Origin of the sequence: Propioniciclava sp. MC1683 (assembly GCF_014164675.1) — a bacterium.
Taxonomy (GTDB): domain Bacteria; phylum Actinomycetota; class Actinomycetes; order Propionibacteriales; family Propionibacteriaceae; genus Propioniciclava.
On sequence record NZ_JACJFX010000020.1, the window covers coordinates 14,028 to 29,036 of the forward strand.

Consider the following 15,009-nt stretch of genomic DNA (forward strand, 5'->3'; position numbering starts at 1 on the left):
TCACTCCTTGTCGGGGCGCAGCGCGCGGGTGATGAACTCGAGGGTGTGTTCGAACACGTCCTCGGGGATGGGTGGGGCGCCGTCCTCGCCCTTCTCCTGCCACAGGATCCAGCGCATGCCGACGATCTCGCCGATGCCCATCAGCGCCCAGGCGGCGACCTCGGGGTCGAGCGGGGCGATCTCGCCGGCGTCCGACGCAGCGGCCAGCGCTCGCGTGTAGCCCTCGACGATGCGGCCGTAGTGCAGGTGCATGGCCTCGGGGGAGACGAACTCGGCCTGCCGGATGATCCGGTAGAGCTGGGGGTACTCGGTGGTGAACTCGAAGAACGCCCGGAACCCGGCCCGCTCGGCCGCCAGCCGGTCGGGCGCGTCGGCGATGGCCTGGGTCATGCGGTGGCGCAGGCGGCGGTTGAGGTCCTCGACCAGCTCGTTGAACACGGCGAGCTTGCCTTCGAAGTAGAGGTATAAGGTGCCCATCGCGACGCCGGCGCCCTCGGTGATGCGCACGATCGACGCGTCGTGGTAGCCGACCTTGCCGAACTCCTTCAGCGCCGACTCCAGGATGCGTTCGCGGGTGGCCCGGCCGCGGGCCGTGCGAGGTGCGGCACTCATGAGCCCACCCTCTCGCGCAGCGTGGCCCGGCGCACCTTGTCCAGCGAACCGTGTGGCAACTCGGCCACGAACCGTACCTCGGCGGGCACCTTGAAGCGCGCCAGCCGCTCGCGGCAGTGCTCGAGCAGCGCCACCTCGTCGACGGCGACCCCCGGACGCCGCACCACCAGCGCCAGCCCGACCTCGCCCCGGCGCTCGTCGGGGACGCCGACCACGGCCACGCGCGCCACGCCGGGGTGGGCGAGCAGCGCCTGCTCGACCTCGACCGGGGACACGTTCTCGCCCGAGGTGATGTACAGGTCGTCGATGCGGTCGAGCACCCAGTGGTAGCCCTCCGCATCGCGCCGGACCAGGTCGCCCGTGTGCAGCCACCCGCCGCGCAGGCTCTGGGCGGTCGCGTCGGGGTTGCCGAGGTAGCCCGCGAAGACCGAGGGGCCGCGCACGAGCAGCTCGCCGGTCGCCTCGCCGTCGAGCACCTCGCCGGTGACGGGGTCGGCGATGGCGCAGGTCACGTGCGGGTAGGGGACGCCTGCGGACCCGGCCCGCTCGAAGGCCAGCTCGGCGGGCAGGCAGAGCACGTTCGGGCCGGCCTCGGGCCCTCGTAGAAGGTCTCGCCGTAGGCGGCCAGGGGGCCGGTCTTGGAGTAGATGATGTCGACCTTGACCGGGGTGGTGTCCGCGGGTGCGGCGGCGCCGTCCGTGGAGCCGGCGGTACCGGGGGCCGGGGCGGGCGCTGCCGCGTTCGGTGCGCACGCGCTGAGCGTCAGTGCCAGCGCGGCCGCGCCGGCGACGAGGAACTTCTGTGTCCGCATGGGGATCCCTTCGCGACGGGGCGAATCACAAACATGAATGATGATTCAGGTATCCGTATCGTGCTGGGTCGGCGCACCCGGGTCAACCCCTGTGACGAACTCGTGACCTTCGGGCGCCTCTGCGCCGCGGCGCAGCGGGAGGCACGGCCAGGGCTTGGGTTTCCGACGCCGAGGGCTTGGGTGTTGCATGCCGAGGGCTTGGGATTCCCGTGCTCCGACAGCCAGTGAGTCACGAGGAACGCGTGGCGACGCCGGGCCACCGAGAACTGAACTCAACCGGGACTCTTCGGGGTGAGTTCCACGGTGAACCCGTGGCGAAGTCGCTCGCTTGAGGTCACTTCTCGGTTGGTGTCAAACCCAAGCCCTCGGCGCTGGGTCAGCCGCGCACGACCTGCGCGAACGCCTGGGTGACGGCGCGGCCGGAGGCGGTGATGGCGTCCATCGCCGCGGTCACCTCGGCGACCACCTCGGCGCGGCGGGGGGAGCGCCGGGACCAGTCCTCGATCAGCTCGGGCGTCGCCTCGGGGTGGAACTGGACGCCCCAGCTCGACCCCAGCCGGAACGCCTGGTTGCCGTACCGCGCGGTCCGGGCCAGCTCGACCGCCCCCTCGGGCAGCCGCACGACGACGTCGTGGTGCGACTGCGCCACCACGACCTCACCCGACAGCGCGCCCAGCACCGGGTCCTCGGACGCCGCGGGCAGCAGTTCCAGCGCGACCGCGCCCTCCTCGGTCCCGTCGGGGTGCCCGACGACCACCTGGCCACCCAGCGCGTTTGCGAGCACCTGGTGGCCCAGGCACACGCCGAGGATCGGGATGTCGATGTCGTGGGCGTCGGCGACCAGGTCGGCCAGGTCGACCAGCCACGGGTGCTCGGACGCCGAGAGGGCCGACATCGTCCCGCCCAGGATCACCAGCCCCTCGCCGATCGACGCGATCGGCGGGACGTCACGGTCCCACAGGGACACCTGCGAGAGCCGCACGCCGGCGTCCTTCAACCACCCCTCGATCGGGCCCGCCGGGCAGCGGGGGTCGAGTTGGAGGATCGTCACACGGGGGAGCCTGGCCATGGCCGCAGCCTAGTGACGGCACAATGGCGACCATGAACCGACGCGCGCCGCTCCTCGTCGCCCCGCTGGTCGCCCTGGCGGCGTGCACCAGCCCGGCCCAGCTGTCGCCGGCCCCGAGCGCCGCGTCGGGCCCGGCCGTCACCGCCGGACCCGCCACGGCGGAGGCCGCGAGCCCGAGGGCCACCCCCGCCGGCACGCCGGACCCGTTGCCGACGATCCCGCCCAAGCTGCCCAACGAGATCATCCGCACCACCTTCGAGTCGGACGCCGTGGGCAACGAGGTGGCCACCCACCAGTTCATGGGGCAGGTCGTCAGCGTGCACCTGCTGTGCGCCAGCCACGAGGGTTCGGTGGACGTGGCCCTCATGGTCGACGGCGTCGAGCGGATCAGCTTCTCCAACGACTGCACCACGCCCGCGTTCACGGTCGAGGACGCCTCGTTCACCGCCGGCCGGCACGAGGTCGTCTTCCAGGTGGAGCCCAGCGGGGGAGCGCAAGGCGTGGTCTACCTGCTCGAGGGCGACATCTGAGTCACCGCTCCGCCGGGATCTCCCCACCCACCCCTGGCCCGCGGTCGAGCGGGACGATCGTGTGCGTGACCACGTCGTCGTACACCTCGACGACCGCGAAGCCGGTGTTGGCGAACTGCCCACGCAGGTCGCCGCCCACGGTGAGGTCCTGGGTGTAGACCAGCGACGGGGCGATGCTCACGCCCACCCCGGCCCACGCCCCCGACGCGCTGTGGTGGAAGTGCCCCGACAACACGGCCCGGACGTCGCTGCCGCGGATCACGCGGGCGAGGTCGTCGGGGTTGGTCAGCGGCCAGCGCCACGCGGCGTCCTGCAGCGGCGGCAGCGGTGGGTGGTGCACGACCAGCAGGCTCCCGGACGCCGCGGGCTCGGCCAGCCGCCCACCCAGCCACGCCAGCGACTCCGGCGCGACGGTCCCGGCGGGCCTCCCCGGCACGGAGGAGTCGACCACGAGCACCCGCAGCCCGGCCACGTCGTGCTCGGCGTTCACCGGCCCCGACACCCCGGCGACCCCGGGCCCGAACACCGACCGGAACGCGGCGGCCTCGTCGTGGTTCCCGGTCGCCCAGACGACGTCGGCGCCGACGGAGGCCGCGGCGTCCAGCACCGTGGAGCACAGCCACGCATACGAAGCCGGCGACCCGTCGTCGGACAGGTCGCCGGAGAGCACCCACGCGTCGCAGCGCAGGTTCCAGGAGGTCAGGACCTCCAGCGCGCGCAGCAGTTGCGCGCGGGCGTCCACCACCCCGCCCACCGGGGAACCGTCGCCCGTGACGTGCAGGTCACTGAGGTGGGCGAGCCGGTGAGTGGGGTGCCGGCGCATCGATCAGTCGTCGTCGTGCAGGCCGCCGATGGTGTCCTTCGCGTCGCCCCCGGGCGGCGGGGTGAACTCGTTCGCGTGCTCCGTGCCGCGGGCCCGCTCCCACGAATTGCGGATCTCGGCCTCGGCCTCGGCCCGGCCGGTCCACACGGCGCCCTCGACCGACTTGCCGGGCTCGAGGTCCTTGTAGACGCTGAAGAAGTGCTCGATCTCGAGCAGCGTCAGGTCGGGGATGTCGGTGAGGTTGCGGATGTTGTCCTGGCGCAGGTCGGCGACCGGCACGCACAGCACCTTGTCGTCACCGCCCATCTCGTCCTGCATCCGGAACATGCCGATCGCGCGGCACTCGATGAGGCAGCCGGGGAACGTGGCCTCGGGCAGGAGCACCATCGCGTCGAGCGGGTCGCCGTCCTCGCCGAGGGTGCCCTCGATGAAGCCGTAGTCGTTCGGGTAGGCCGTCGCGGTGAACAGCGTCCGGTCCAGGCGGATGCGACCGTTGTGGTGGTCCATCTCGAACTTGTTCTTCGTCCCCTTGGGGATCTCGACCGTCACGTCGAAGTGCAACGGGGGCTTGACCTTGGGGCGTTCGAAGGATGCGCGCATGGGCTGAAGGCTAGCGCGCGTGGGGGACAATGGGCACGCCGTCGGGGCCTTCCCGCGGCGGTGAGGAGCGGAACGTGGCCGGACGCCGACGCTGGGTCTGCCCCGCCGTGACCTGGATCCTCGCGCTCACCGTCGCGCTCGCGACCGCGGGGCTGCAGTTCGTCGTGCGACCCCAGTTGGCCGACGACCCGCTGGTCGGCACCGGACGCCTCGACCACCCGGCCGTCGCCGACCCGCCCCCCGCGGTGCTGCCCGACCTGGGCGCCCCGACGGCGACCGTCGCCCCCGGCGCCCTGGCCGCGAGGCTGGACGCCCTCCCGCGCGAGGGCCTCGGCGACGTGGTCGCCCTCGTGGTCGACGCCCGCACCGGGCAGGAGCTCTACCGCGCCGGCAGCGGGGCCCGCACGCCGGCGTCCAGCCTGAAGGTGTTGAGCGCGCTCGTGGCGATCGACGTGCTCGGCCCCGACCGCACCTTCGCCACCACCAGCCTGCTCACCCCCGACGGCGGCACCGTCGTGCTGCGCGGCGGTGGCGACCCCCTGCTCACCGGGGCCACCCGCGCGGACGCGCACCCGCGGCCCGCTTCCCTCGAGGACCTCGCCGAGCAGACCGCCGAGCAGCTCACCGCCAAGGGCACCACCACCGTCGCCCTGGGCTACGACGCCACCCTCTTCGCCGGCCCGGGCTGGAACCCGGCGTGGCCCGACATCTTCGCCCGCTCGGTCGCCCCCATCACCGCGCTCACCGCCGACCACGCACGGCCCAGCCTCGCCCCCAACGCCCTCCAGCGCGCCGAGGACCCGGCCCGCTTCGCCGCCGACCAGTTCGCGGGCTTCCTGGCGGCCCGCGGCATCACGGTGTCCGCGACCAACCCCGTCCCGACCCCCGCCGACGCCACCGAGCTGGCCCACGTCGACTCCCTCCCTGTCTCGGCGATCGCCGAGGTGGTCCTCGCCCAGTCCGACAACGACGCCGCCGAGACGCTGCTGTGGCAGGTCGCCCTCGAGCGCGGCCGGCCGGCCACCCCGGCCGACGGGGCGGCCGTGCTCACGACCGAGCTGCAGCGCCTCGGCCTCTGGGACGACGGCATGGCCGTCCTCGACGGCAACGGCATCGCCAGCGAGAACCTCGTCACCCCCGACGCCCTGGTCGGGGCCGTCCGCATGGCCCTGGCCGACCCCGCCCTGCGCACGATCACCGAGGGACTCCCCGTGGCGGGCGTCACCGGCACCCTCCGCGAGCGGTTCGGCGCCGACGACTCCCTCCGGGGGCGCGGCATGGTCCGGGCCAAGACGGGCACCATCCGCGGGGTGAACACCCTCACCGGCTACGTGGTGACCGCCGACGGCCAGCCGCTCGCCTTCGCCCTGATGACCTCCGGCGGCGCCGGCCAGACCTCGGCGCGCGCGTGGCTCGACCGGGCCACGGCCGCGCTGGCCTCCTGCGGGTGCTCCTAAGGTTGGGCGCATGAGCGTGCTGCCCTTCATCGACGCCGGCGTCGCGTCGACCGTCGGGGCGCGCCTCGTCCCGCCCGGCCCCGCCCTGTCCGCGGCCGAGGTCGCCGAGGTCGTCGCGGGGCTGAGGGAGGCGGCCGAGGCGTCCGTCGCCACGGTGGCCGAGGTGACCGGCCTCGGTGCGCCCGCGACCGGGGAGATGCTCGTCATCGACCGCCCGACGTGGATCCGCGCCAACGTCGACATGGCGCTCACCATGCTCGCCGAGGCCTCGGGGGAGCCGATGCCGCGCCCCGAACGGCTGCGCGACAAGGTGGCCGGCCGCGCGAACGGCGCCCAGCTCGGCGGCGCGCTGGCGCTGCTCGGGTCGCGGATCCTGGGCCAGTACCTGCCGTTCCTCGCCGAGCCGCACCTCGTGCTGGTCGCCCCGAACGTCGCCAAGATCGAGCGCGCGATGGGCGTCGACCACGCGGACTTCCGCCTCTGGGTGTGCCTGCACGAGCAGACCCACCGCCAGCAGTTCGCCCGCGCGCCCTGGCTGCGCGGCCACCTGATCGCCGAGGTGGGCCAGCTGCTGGCCGACGAGCCCGGCGGCCCGCCGAAGGGTCGTCCCCGCAACCTCGTCGACGTCGTCACCACCCCCGCCCAGAAGGTCGTGTTCGAGCGGGTCAGCGCCGCCATGGCCCTGCTCGAGGGCTACGCCGACGACATGATGGACCGCGTCGGCCCCGACGTCGTGCCCACCGTCGCCTCCATCCGCGCCCGGTTCGACGCCCGCCGCAACCGCGGGGGCTGGACGAAGGCGGTCAACTCCGCCCTCGGCATGGACCTCAAGCTCGCCCAGTACCGCGACGGTGCCCGCTTCTGCCGGGCGGTCATCGACCGCGTGGGCGTCGACGGGCTCAACGTCGTCTATGACGAGCCGGCCAACCTGCCCTCACCCGCCGAGATCGCCCACCCGGCGACCTGGCTGCGGCGCGTCCACGGCTGATGGCCCGGCGCGCGCTCGGCCCGGCCACGCTGGCCGTCACCCAGGCCGTGGACGCCCTCGCCCCGGCCCCGTGGCTGGTCGCCTGCTCCGGCGGCGCGGACTCCCTCGCGCTCGCGTGGGCCGCCCACCATGTCGCCACCCGCCGCGGGACGCCCGTGCGCGCGCTCGTCGTCGACCACGGCCTCCAGCCGAACTCGGACGCCGTGGCGGCCCGGGTCGTCGAGGTGCTGTCCGGCCTCGGGTTGGGTGCGGAGGTCGTCCGGGTCGACGTGGTCGACGCCGGGGCCGGGCCCGAGGCGTCCGCCCGCGACGCGCGGTACGCGGCGCTGGAGGCGGCGCGCCGGCCCGACGAGCGGATCCTGCTCGGCCACACGCTCGATGACCAGGCCGAGACCGTGCTGCTGCGCCTGGCCCGGGGGGCGGGGGTGACGTCGCTGGCGGGGATCCCGCCCGAGCGCGGGCCGTTCAGCCGGCCGCTGCTCGGCCTGGGCCGCGAGGTCACGGTGGCCGCATGCGCCGAGCTGGGCCTCGAGCCCTGGGCCGACCCGATGAACGCCGACCACCGCTACGCGCGGGTGCGGGTGCGCGAGGTCGTGCTCCCCGTCCTGGAGCGCGAGCTGGGCCCGGGGATCCGAGAGGCACTGGCCCGCACGGCGACCCTGAGCCGCGAGGCGTCCGAACTCGTCGCGGAACTGGCGGAGGAGACCGACCCGGCGCTGGCCACCGACTGCCTCCACCTGCTCGGCCTCGCGCCCGGCCTGCGCCGCCGGCTGGTGGCCGACTGGCTGCGCGCCGCGGGGGCGGCCGACGTCGCGGCCGTGCACGTCGACGCCACCGAGCGGCTCGTCACCCACTGGCGGGGACAGAAGGGCGTGGACGTCCCGGGCGGACGGGTTTCCCGCCGGGACGGGCGCTTGGTGTTCGAGCAACGGTAGGGTGCGGTGACGTGGACGCATCGCACATCAGCAGTGAGTTGACCGAGGTTCTCTACACCAACGACCAGGTGCAGGCGCGGCTCGCCGAGATCGCCGCCGACATCGACGCCGAGTACGCCGACTCCGACCTCCTGCTGGTCGGCGTCCTGAACGGGGCGGTGATGGTCATGGCCGACCTGTCCCGCCACCTGGCCAGCCACGTGCACATGGACTGGATGGCCATCTCCTCCTACGGCTCGGGCACCCAGAGCTCCGGCGTGGTGCGGATCCTCAAGGACCTCAACACCGACATCGAGGGCCGCCACGTGCTGGTGGTGGAGGACATCATCGACACCGGCCTGACGCTGGCCTACCTGATGCAGAACCTGCAGTCGCGCAAGCCGGCCAGCCTCGAGATCATGACGATGTTCCGCAAGCCCGAGGCCCTGAAGAGCCCCGTCGAGGTCAAGTACGTGGGCTTCGACCTGCCGAACGAGTTCGTGGTCGGCTACGGCCTCGACTACGCGGGCCGCTACCGCAACCTGACCGACGTCGGCACGCTCGCGCCGCACGTCTACAGCTGAGTCACGCCCGCGCCGCGGCCACGCCCAGCGCGTCGAGGATCGCCTCGAACCGCATGAGGTCGGCGGCCGCCGGGTAGCCGCGACCGATCACGCAGGACACGTCCACGACCTGCGCCGTCGGCACGCGCTGCACCACGAGCGCCGTGATGGCGGGGGCTGCCCGGTCGAGCACGACCAGGCAGGGTTCCGATTCCAGCGCCGCCTCGACCGCGTCGGCGTCGTCGGCGGGGGCGACCTCGACCAGGACGCCGCGCTGCCGCAGCAGGTCGGCGATCCCCTCGCCGAGCAGGGTGTAGGACTGGACGACCAGCGCCCTCAGGCAGGGCGCTGGGTCAGGGGCGGTCATCGGTCACCTCCGGGGGCAGCAGGTCTGCCCCCATTCTCCCGCGTGCGTGGGCCGGATCCCATCCATCCCACGGCACAGGTTCAGGCGTCGGGCAGCCCCAGCCCCTGTCGGACGATGTAGGCCGCGGCCTGGATCCGGTTGGTCATGTGCAGCTTCTCCAGGGCGTTGTGCACGTGGCTCTTCACGGTGCCCTCGGTGATCGACAGCTCCTTGCCGATCTCCTTGTTCGACCTGCCGCCGGCGACCAGGCGCAGGATCTCGAGCTCGCGGCGGGTCAGCTTCTGGCCCGGCTCCTCGGGGACGACCGCCCCCTTGGCCGAGCCGCCTGTCTCCTTCAGGTGCTGCAGCAGGCGCCCGGCGACGGCCGGCGAGATCGGGGTCTCGCCCCGCATGACCGAGACGATCATGTCGAACAGCTGGTCGGGGCGGAGGTTCTTCAGCAGGTAGCCGTGCGCGCCGTGCATCATCGCGCGCACCACGTGGTCGTCGGTCTCCGACACCGTGAGCATGATCACCTTGACGTCCAGCACCTGCTCGCGGATCAGGCGCACGGCCTCGACGCCGTCCAAGACGGGCATCTCCACGTCCATGATCACGAGGTCGGGCTTGAGCTCGTTGGCGCGCTCGACGGCCTGCAGGCCGTTCTCGGCCTCGCCGACCACCTCGATGCCGGGTTGACGGGCCAGCAGGGCGGCGACCGCCCCGCGGAACAGCGGCTGGTCGTCCACCAGCAGCACCCTGGTCGTGCTCATGGCTCAGCTCCTCGGGGTCCGGGACGGGGGCTCGGGCACGGACGCGATGACCTTGGTCCCGATGCCGGGGTACGACTCCAGCCGCAGCGTGCCGTGCAGCAGCGAGAGCCGGTCGCTCATCGTGAACAGCCCGTAGCCGTCGGTGGTCGGGACGTCGGTGGGGGCGTGGAAGCCCTGCCCGTCGTCGGCGATGGTGACGGTCGTCGCATCGGTGCCGGTGATCGTCACGGTGGCCCGCGTCGCGCGCGCGTGCTTGCGCACGTTGGTCAACGCCTCCTGGACGACCCGGATCAGGTGCACCTCGGTGCGCGGGCTGAGCTGCACCGGGCCGCCGGTCTCGTTGCGGAACTCCGTGACGATCCCGGACTGGGCGGCGAACTTGGCGGTGTAGGCCTCGAGGTTCTCCTCGAGCGTCAGGTCGGCCTTGTCGGAGTCGCGCAGGCCGAGGATGACCTCGCGAACGTCGCGGTAGGCCTCGTCGGCGGTCTCGGCGAGCGCGGACACCTGTTCGGCGGTGTCGGCGTCCCCGGTCACCGAGGGGAAGGTCTCGAGCATGCGCAGGCGCAGGTGCATCGCGCCGAGCACCTGGGCCATCGAGTCGTGCATCTCGCGGGCGATCCGGGTGCGCTCGTTGAGGACCTCGCGCTGGCGCTCCTGCTCGCGCACCTTGGCGCTGGTCAGCGCGATGCTGGCCAGGCCGGCCATGGTGGCCAGGAACGAGCGGTCGCGCTCGGTGAAGGGGCGCTCGTCGCGGCGGCCGACCCACAGGGTGCCGACGTTCCCCCTCGGGCTGGTGACCCCGTGCTCGGCGTAGGCGCCCCAGTGCAGGCACCCGATGGGGTTCACGCGCTGGCCGGTGACCTCGTCGATGTGGTCGGGCAGGCCGACCCCGAGCAGCGTGCTGCCGTCACTGCACGCCTGCGGCACCTCGGCCGTGGAGTCGAACCGGACCGTGTTGGCCGCCGCCACCGTGACCACGACCGCGGCGGCGTCGGCGTCCAGCAGGTCGCGCGCGTGGGTCGCGAGGTCGGTCAGCGTGGGCAGCGTCCCCGACTGCCGCGAGATGGCGAGCAGGATCGCGTAGAAGGCGTGCCCCTCGTCGCGACGGCGGTACAGGTCGGCGAAGTCGGCCTTCAGGCGCGCCGCGCCGGCGACCTGCAGGGACAGGGCGGACTCGGTGGCGGGGCCGATGTGCTCGCCGGGCAGGTCGTGGTCGGACGCCCACACCTCGATGCGGCCCACCGCGCGGTCGCCCTCGGCCAGCGGCCGGTCGAGCGCCGGGATGGTGGTGCCGGCCAGATCGGGGGAGCGGCCGGCGACGGCCTCCAGCGCGGGATCGCCCTCGCGCGGGTTGAGGCGCAGGCGCACGCACCCGATCCCGGGGACGTCGGCGAGGACGCGGGCGGCCGCGTCGGCCACGCCCTGGGCGTCCGGCTGCCCGTGCGTGGCGGCGGTCACGGTGTCGGCCAGCAGCAGGTCGCGGTTCTGCATGACGATGGCGCCCTCGGCGCGGTCGATGTGGCGCAGCATGAGCCAGGAGAAGATGCCGATGCCGACGCACACCGCGATCGCGACGGCCAGGTGCCAGGCCTGGGCGAACTCGGGGCTCCACCAGGGCGAGTGCTCCAGGTGGTAATGGACGGCCTCGAGCAGCAGGAAGAAGGCCATGGGGGCGGCGAGCGCGATCCAGCGGAGACGGCGGCCGACCAGGCGGGGGGAGGCGTCCTCGTCGCGGGGGGCGCGTACCGGGCGCGCCGCGGTGCCGGCTGCCGGTGTCGTCGCCTGCTCCGGGTCATCTCGCACAGCGCTCACCTGCGGGCGCCTCCTCGCATACCCCCCGGTGGTGTCCTCGGCACCGGTTCGGCGCCACTGTAACCGCTTCACCCGTGCTCGGGAACGCGCGGCCTCCGCTCCCCGGCGTCACGTTCGGGCGATTTGGCGTGTTCGGCCGGAGGTGTCTATCGAGCCTCTACCCCCCGGCGGATGGGAGCGGACCCTGGGTGCGGCGCGAGGCTTGGGGTGAGGTGCAGCCGTGCATCCTTGCGTGCTCGCGGGCACGCGCCGACAGGTGGTGGAAGAGATGACGAAGACGGATCTCGAACCGGACGTGGAGAGCCCCGTGGCTGCGCCCGAGCGGCGTGCGGTTCACCAAGACCGCCACGGGCGGCAGTTGCACCCTCACCTGCCACGGCAAGGACCACCAAGGGGGCCGGTACAGCAACGGCTGAGCAGGGTGGAGAGAGGGTAGATGCCCCTTCTCTATCCAATATGAATCCTTGGGCGGATAGTTATACAAATCGCTCAAAACGACACTGGGTAGTAGCAGCACGCGTGCGCCCGCACGCCAGCACCGAGGAGCGACACGACCCATGTCTCGCGCACAGACCGCCAGTGCCAGCCAGGCGCGCACCCAACTGCTCGGCCGGCTCGGCCTGCCGGCGGGGGCAGCGGGCGACGACCTGGACGACCTGCACCGCCAGATCGCCGAGTTCCTCGAGACGGCGCCGGCCGACCTGAAGGGCTGGGCGGGCAAGCGCCAGGCCGAGGCGGACCGGATCTACGGCCTGCTGACCGGGCCCGAGGCCGAGCTCGCCGAGCTCGTCGCCACCCGCAAGGCGGCCCAGGCCCCGGCCCCCAAGGGCTTCCCGACGTGGGCGAAGTGGCTGCTCGGCATCGCGCTCGTGGCCGGCATCGTCTTCGGGGTCTACCAGATCGGCAAGCCGCCGTCCGACCTGCCCGCGATGACCGCCGCCGAGGGCGCCAGCGCCGCCCCCACCTCGACGGGCCTCGACGAGGCCAAGGTCGCCGAGCTGATGGGCAAGCTGAAGGAGAACCCGCAGGACGTCGCGGTCCTGTTCGACCTCGGCAACGCCTACTACCAGGCCGACCAGTACCAGCAGGCCTCCGAGTGGTACCAGAAGGTGCTCGACGTCAACGCCGACGACGAGAAGGGCCTCGTCGCCCTCGGCGCCACCAAGTTCAACCTCGGCGACCTCGCCAAGGCCGAGGAGGTCTGGAACCGGGCCGCCGAGCTGTACCCGAACAACCCCGAGGTCTTCTACGACCTGGGCTTCCTCTACATGACCACTCAGCGCATGGACGAGATGAAGGTCGCCTGGGACAAGGTCGTCCAGATCGCGCCCGACTCCGAGTTCGCCAAGACCGTGCAGAGCCACGTCGGCGACGTGATGCCCGAGGCGATGGGCGAGGCCTCCGCGCAGCCCACTCCCGCGGCCACCGCAGGGACCAACGGGTAACGCCATGGTCGAGGTCGGGCTGGCAGTCGCGTTCGTCGCCGGGGTGGCGACGTTCGCGTCGCCGTGCTGCCTGCCCATGGTGCCGGTCTGGATCGGCTACATCGTCGGCGGCACCCCGGCCGGCCAGCGCACCAACCGCCTCGTCGCCCTGCAGCAGTCGCTCGCGTTCGTGGTCGGCTTCGCGGTCGTCTTCGTCGGCCTGTGGGCGTCCATCGGCCTCGTCGGCTACCTGCTGCGCGGCTACGTGGACGTCATCCGCCAGGTGGCGGGCGTCCTGCTGATCGTCATGGGCCTGCACGTGGCCGGCCTGATCACCATCCCCTTCCTCCGCAACCAGGTCTCGCTCGGCGGCCGGCTCGTCCGCCGGGACGCCTCGGGTGCGGTCGTCGCCACCCGGCCGAGCGTGCTGCGCTCGGCCCTGTTCGGCGTCGTGTTCGCCGCGGGGTGGACGCCCTGCGTCGGCCCGACGCTCGGGGCCATCATCGGCATGGCCTCCCTCAACGACACCTTCGGGCAGGGGACCCTCCTGCTCGTCGTGTTCGCGCTCGGTCTCGGCCTGCCGTTCGTGCTGGTCGCGCTGGGCGCCGACGCCGTCCGGCAGCGCCTCGCCTGGCTGACCAACCACCAGGTGATCGTCTCCGTCGTGACCGGCGCCCTGCTCATGGTCGTCGGGTTCCTGATGCTCACGAACCTGTTCGCCCGCCTGGCCCAGTTCACACCGCAGTTCCCCGTCTGAAAGAGAAGCCGATGAGCTCGCACGCGAAGGAACGCACCCGCTCCCGCAAGGAGCAGGTCGACGTGTTCGACAGCGGCGTCGACGTGCTCGACGACGTCCACCCCGAGCCCGAGCGCCGCCACCGCGGCCGCCGGACCAACCCGCTCGAGGCGGTGTGGAACTTCCTCATCTCCATGCGCACCGGCCTGTGGCTGATCCTCATCCTGGGCCTGCTCACGCTGGCCGGCACGATGATCGTCCAAGCGACGCCGGACGCGATGGCCGACCCCGAGGTCTACCAGGCGTGGTACGAGAACGGCCCGCAGCAGAAGTACGGCGGCTGGGCGCCGATCCTGTCCGCGCTGGGGCTCTACAACGTGTTCGGCACGTGGTACTTCCGGGCCCTGTTCGCGATCCTGGCGATCAGCATCCTGGCCTGCTCGATCAACCGCGCCCCCCGCCTGTGGCGCACCGCCACGCAGCCCCGCATCGCGATGCGCGAGGCGTTCTTCACCCACGCCCCGCTCCGCGCGGCCTTCGACCTGCCCATGGACGCCGAGGCCGCGGCCGAGCGTGTCCGCGAGGGGCTGCACAAGGCGCACTTCCGCGGGGTCGGCGAGCCCGCCGAGGCCGGCGCGGACCTGTACGGGGACAAGTTCCGCTGGGCTCCGTTCGGCACCGTGATCGCGCACATCAGCTTCATCATCATCCTGCTCGGCTTCGTGGTGTCGGCCTCCATGGGCTTCCGCGACGAGCAGTTCGTGGCACCGGTCGGGGTGCAGGTCGAGGTCGGCCACGACACCGGCATGTCGGTCGTCGCGCACTCCTTCCACGACGACTACTACGAGAACGGCCAGCCCAAGGACTACGTGTCCGACCTCGAGGTGTTCGTCGACGGGCAGTCGGTGGCGCGCCAGCAGATCCGCGTGAACGAGCCCCTCATCATCGGCGACGTCTGGTTCCACCAGTCCTTCTTCGGCATCGGTGCCGACCTGCTGGTCACCGAGGGCGACCAGGAGGTGTTCAAGGAGACCGTCTCGATGGCGTGGCGCTCCAACGACGGCACCCGCACCATCGGCCAGCTGACGATCCCCAGCAAGAACCTCAGCGCCTACATCGTGCAGGCGGCCTCCGGCCAGGTCCTGCCCGAGCTGCCGGCCGGTTCCCTGGCCGTCGAGGTCTACCGGGTGGGCGAGAGCGAGCCGCTCGGCGTCCAGGTGCTCACGCAGGGGCAGTCGGCCGAGCTCGAGGGCCTGACGTGGACCTTCGAGCGCAACCGCCAGTACACCGGCATCACGATCAAGCGTGACCCGGGCTCCAACATCGTCTGGGTCGGCAGCGCCCTGCTGGTCATCGGCAGCTGCCTGGTCTTCTTCCTCCCGCACCGCCGCGTGTGGGGCCGCGTGCGCCCCAACGCCGACGGCACCACCCGCGTCATGCTCGGCGCCCCGAACAAGCGCGACCCCGGCATGGAGCCGGTGTTCGCCGAACTGCTCCACCACATCCAGGACGACGACGCTCAGCGCGAACGCTGACGAACAAGGAGATATC

The 15,009-nt window shown here is 72.5% G+C and carries 17 protein-coding genes; 8 read left to right on the forward strand and 9 right to left on the reverse strand.

Annotation, left to right across the window (positions count from 1 at the left end; translation table 11 throughout):
* The 4 genes from H5397_RS11865 to H5397_RS11875 all read right to left on the reverse strand — a co-directional run bounded on the left by H5397_RS11865 (position 1) and on the right by H5397_RS11875 (position 2,492).
* On the reverse strand, positions 1-612 hold the full coding sequence (locus H5397_RS11865) for a TetR/AcrR family transcriptional regulator (RefSeq protein WP_182817666.1): 612 nt from the start codon (positions 610-612) through the stop codon (positions 1-3).
* Complete coding sequence (locus H5397_RS11870; protein WP_220492230.1) at positions 609-1,190, reverse strand: class I adenylate-forming enzyme family protein; 582 nt, start codon at positions 1,188-1,190, stop codon at positions 609-611. The genes H5397_RS11865 and H5397_RS11870 overlap by 4 nt, the downstream gene beginning before the upstream one ends.
* Complete coding sequence (locus H5397_RS17700) at positions 1,121-1,423, reverse strand: hypothetical protein (RefSeq protein WP_208090991.1); 303 nt, start codon at positions 1,421-1,423, stop codon at positions 1,121-1,123. The genes H5397_RS11870 and H5397_RS17700 overlap by 70 nt, the downstream gene beginning before the upstream one ends.
* Positions 1,424-1,799: 376 nt before the next feature.
* Positions 1,800-2,492 carry a type 1 glutamine amidotransferase gene (locus tag H5397_RS11875; protein ID WP_182817670.1) on the reverse strand — a complete coding sequence of 231 codons (693 nt, stop codon included), beginning with the start codon at positions 2,490-2,492 and terminating at the stop codon, positions 1,800-1,802.
* 32 nt (positions 2,493-2,524) lie between these two features.
* Here H5397_RS11875 and H5397_RS11880 point away from each other — a divergent pair, with 32 nt between their 5' ends.
* Positions 2,525-3,022, forward strand: a complete 498-nt coding sequence (locus tag H5397_RS11880; RefSeq protein ID WP_182817671.1) for a hypothetical protein — start codon at positions 2,525-2,527, stop codon at positions 3,020-3,022.
* Position 3,023: 1 nt separating this feature from the next.
* Here the strand turns inward: H5397_RS11880 and H5397_RS11885 are convergent, their stop codons facing one another.
* Both H5397_RS11885 and H5397_RS11890 read right to left on the reverse strand, forming a co-directional pair.
* Positions 3,024-3,845 (reverse strand): metallophosphoesterase, encoded by an 822-nt coding sequence (locus H5397_RS11885; protein ID WP_182817673.1) that lies wholly within the window; start codon positions 3,843-3,845, stop codon positions 3,024-3,026.
* 3 nt (positions 3,846-3,848) lie between these two features.
* On the reverse strand, positions 3,849-4,445 hold the full coding sequence (locus H5397_RS11890; protein WP_182817675.1) for an inorganic diphosphatase: 597 nt from the start codon (positions 4,443-4,445) through the stop codon (positions 3,849-3,851).
* Positions 4,446-4,519: 74 nt separating this feature from the next.
* On the opposite strand from H5397_RS11890, the gene dacB reads away from it, so the two are divergent.
* Genes dacB through hpt form a run of 4 tightly spaced genes read left to right on the forward strand, consistent with a single transcriptional unit; the run spans position 4,520 to position 8,388 of the window.
* Positions 4,520-5,902, forward strand: a complete 1,383-nt coding sequence (gene dacB / locus H5397_RS11895) for a D-alanyl-D-alanine carboxypeptidase/D-alanyl-D-alanine-endopeptidase (protein ID WP_182817677.1) — start codon at positions 4,520-4,522, stop codon at positions 5,900-5,902.
* A 10-nt stretch (positions 5,903-5,912) separates the two neighbouring features.
* Positions 5,913-6,890: a zinc-dependent metalloprotease gene (locus H5397_RS11900; protein ID WP_182817679.1), complete on the forward strand. Its 978-nt coding sequence runs from the start codon at positions 5,913-5,915 to the stop codon at positions 6,888-6,890.
* Positions 6,890-7,825, forward strand: coding sequence for a tRNA lysidine(34) synthetase TilS (gene tilS / locus H5397_RS11905; RefSeq protein ID WP_182817680.1), 936 nt, complete (start codon positions 6,890-6,892; stop codon positions 7,823-7,825). Before H5397_RS11900 ends, tilS begins: the two co-directional genes overlap by 1 nt.
* Before the next feature lie 11 nt (positions 7,826-7,836).
* Entirely contained in the window at positions 7,837-8,388 is a 552-nt protein-coding gene (gene hpt / locus H5397_RS11910) for a hypoxanthine phosphoribosyltransferase (RefSeq protein ID WP_182817681.1), read from the forward strand.
* A 1-nt stretch (position 8,389) separates the two neighbouring features.
* Here hpt and H5397_RS11915 read toward each other — a convergent pair whose 3' ends face one another.
* The 3 genes from H5397_RS11915 to H5397_RS18905 form a co-directional block, all read right to left on the reverse strand.
* Positions 8,390-8,734 carry a hypothetical protein gene (locus tag H5397_RS11915; RefSeq protein ID WP_182817683.1) on the reverse strand — a complete coding sequence of 115 codons (345 nt, stop codon included), beginning with the start codon at positions 8,732-8,734 and terminating at the stop codon, positions 8,390-8,392.
* Positions 8,735-8,814: 80 nt separating this feature from the next.
* Positions 8,815-9,486: a response regulator transcription factor gene (locus tag H5397_RS11920; protein WP_182817684.1), complete on the reverse strand. Its 672-nt coding sequence runs from the start codon at positions 9,484-9,486 to the stop codon at positions 8,815-8,817.
* A gap of 3 nt (positions 9,487-9,489) precedes the next feature.
* On the reverse strand, positions 9,490-11,298 hold the full coding sequence (locus tag H5397_RS18905) for a sensor histidine kinase (RefSeq protein WP_182817685.1): 1,809 nt from the start codon (positions 11,296-11,298) through the stop codon (positions 9,490-9,492).
* A 557-nt stretch (positions 11,299-11,855) separates the two neighbouring features.
* On the opposite strand from H5397_RS18905, the gene H5397_RS11930 reads away from it, so the two are divergent.
* From H5397_RS11930 to H5397_RS11940, 3 genes are read left to right on the forward strand one after another with little or no spacing between them, the layout of a single operon-like run.
* The gene (locus tag H5397_RS11930; protein ID WP_182817687.1) at positions 11,856-12,743 is read left to right on the forward strand and encodes a tetratricopeptide repeat protein; all 888 of its coding nucleotides are present in this window, start codon (positions 11,856-11,858) and stop codon (positions 12,741-12,743) included.
* A 4-nt stretch (positions 12,744-12,747) separates the two neighbouring features.
* On the forward strand, positions 12,748-13,479 hold the full coding sequence (locus H5397_RS11935) for a cytochrome c biogenesis CcdA family protein (RefSeq protein WP_182817688.1): 732 nt from the start codon (positions 12,748-12,750) through the stop codon (positions 13,477-13,479).
* Positions 13,480-13,490: 11 nt separating this feature from the next.
* Positions 13,491-14,993: a cytochrome c biogenesis protein ResB gene (locus tag H5397_RS11940; RefSeq protein ID WP_182817689.1), complete on the forward strand. Its 1,503-nt coding sequence runs from the start codon at positions 13,491-13,493 to the stop codon at positions 14,991-14,993.
* The last annotated feature ends 16 nt before the right edge of the window (positions 14,994-15,009 follow it).

What these genes read in the sequence shown, in the direction of transcription:
- H5397_RS11875 (WP_182817670.1), bottom strand. Translation starts at nt 2,492, where the DNA reads ATGGCCAGGCTCCCCCGTGTGACGATCCTCCAACTCGACCCCCGCTGC.
- H5397_RS11880 (WP_182817671.1), top strand. Translation starts at nt 2,525, where the DNA reads ATGAACCGACGCGCGCCGCTCCTCGTCGCCCCGCTGGTCGCCCTGGCG.
- H5397_RS11935 (WP_182817688.1), top strand. Translation starts at nt 12,748, where the DNA reads ATGGTCGAGGTCGGGCTGGCAGTCGCGTTCGTCGCCGGGGTGGCGACG.
- H5397_RS11900 (WP_182817679.1), top strand. Translation starts at nt 5,913, where the DNA reads ATGAGCGTGCTGCCCTTCATCGACGCCGGCGTCGCGTCGACCGTCGGG.
- H5397_RS11940 (WP_182817689.1), top strand. Translation starts at nt 13,491, where the DNA reads ATGAGCTCGCACGCGAAGGAACGCACCCGCTCCCGCAAGGAGCAGGTC.
- H5397_RS17700 (WP_208090991.1), bottom strand. Translation starts at nt 1,423, where the DNA reads ATGCGGACACAGAAGTTCCTCGTCGCCGGCGCGGCCGCGCTGGCACTG.
- tilS (WP_182817680.1), top strand. Translation starts at nt 6,890, where the DNA reads ATGGCCCGGCGCGCGCTCGGCCCGGCCACGCTGGCCGTCACCCAGGCC.
- H5397_RS11920 (WP_182817684.1), bottom strand. Translation starts at nt 9,486, where the DNA reads ATGAGCACGACCAGGGTGCTGCTGGTGGACGACCAGCCGCTGTTCCGC.
- H5397_RS11890 (WP_182817675.1), bottom strand. Translation starts at nt 4,445, where the DNA reads ATGCGCGCATCCTTCGAACGCCCCAAGGTCAAGCCCCCGTTGCACTTC.
- H5397_RS11930 (WP_182817687.1), top strand. Translation starts at nt 11,856, where the DNA reads ATGTCTCGCGCACAGACCGCCAGTGCCAGCCAGGCGCGCACCCAACTG.
- H5397_RS11885 (WP_182817673.1), bottom strand. Translation starts at nt 3,845, where the DNA reads ATGCGCCGGCACCCCACTCACCGGCTCGCCCACCTCAGTGACCTGCAC.
- H5397_RS11915 (WP_182817683.1), bottom strand. Translation starts at nt 8,734, where the DNA reads ATGACCGCCCCTGACCCAGCGCCCTGCCTGAGGGCGCTGGTCGTCCAG.
- H5397_RS11865 (WP_182817666.1), bottom strand. Translation starts at nt 612, where the DNA reads ATGAGTGCCGCACCTCGCACGGCCCGCGGCCGGGCCACCCGCGAACGC.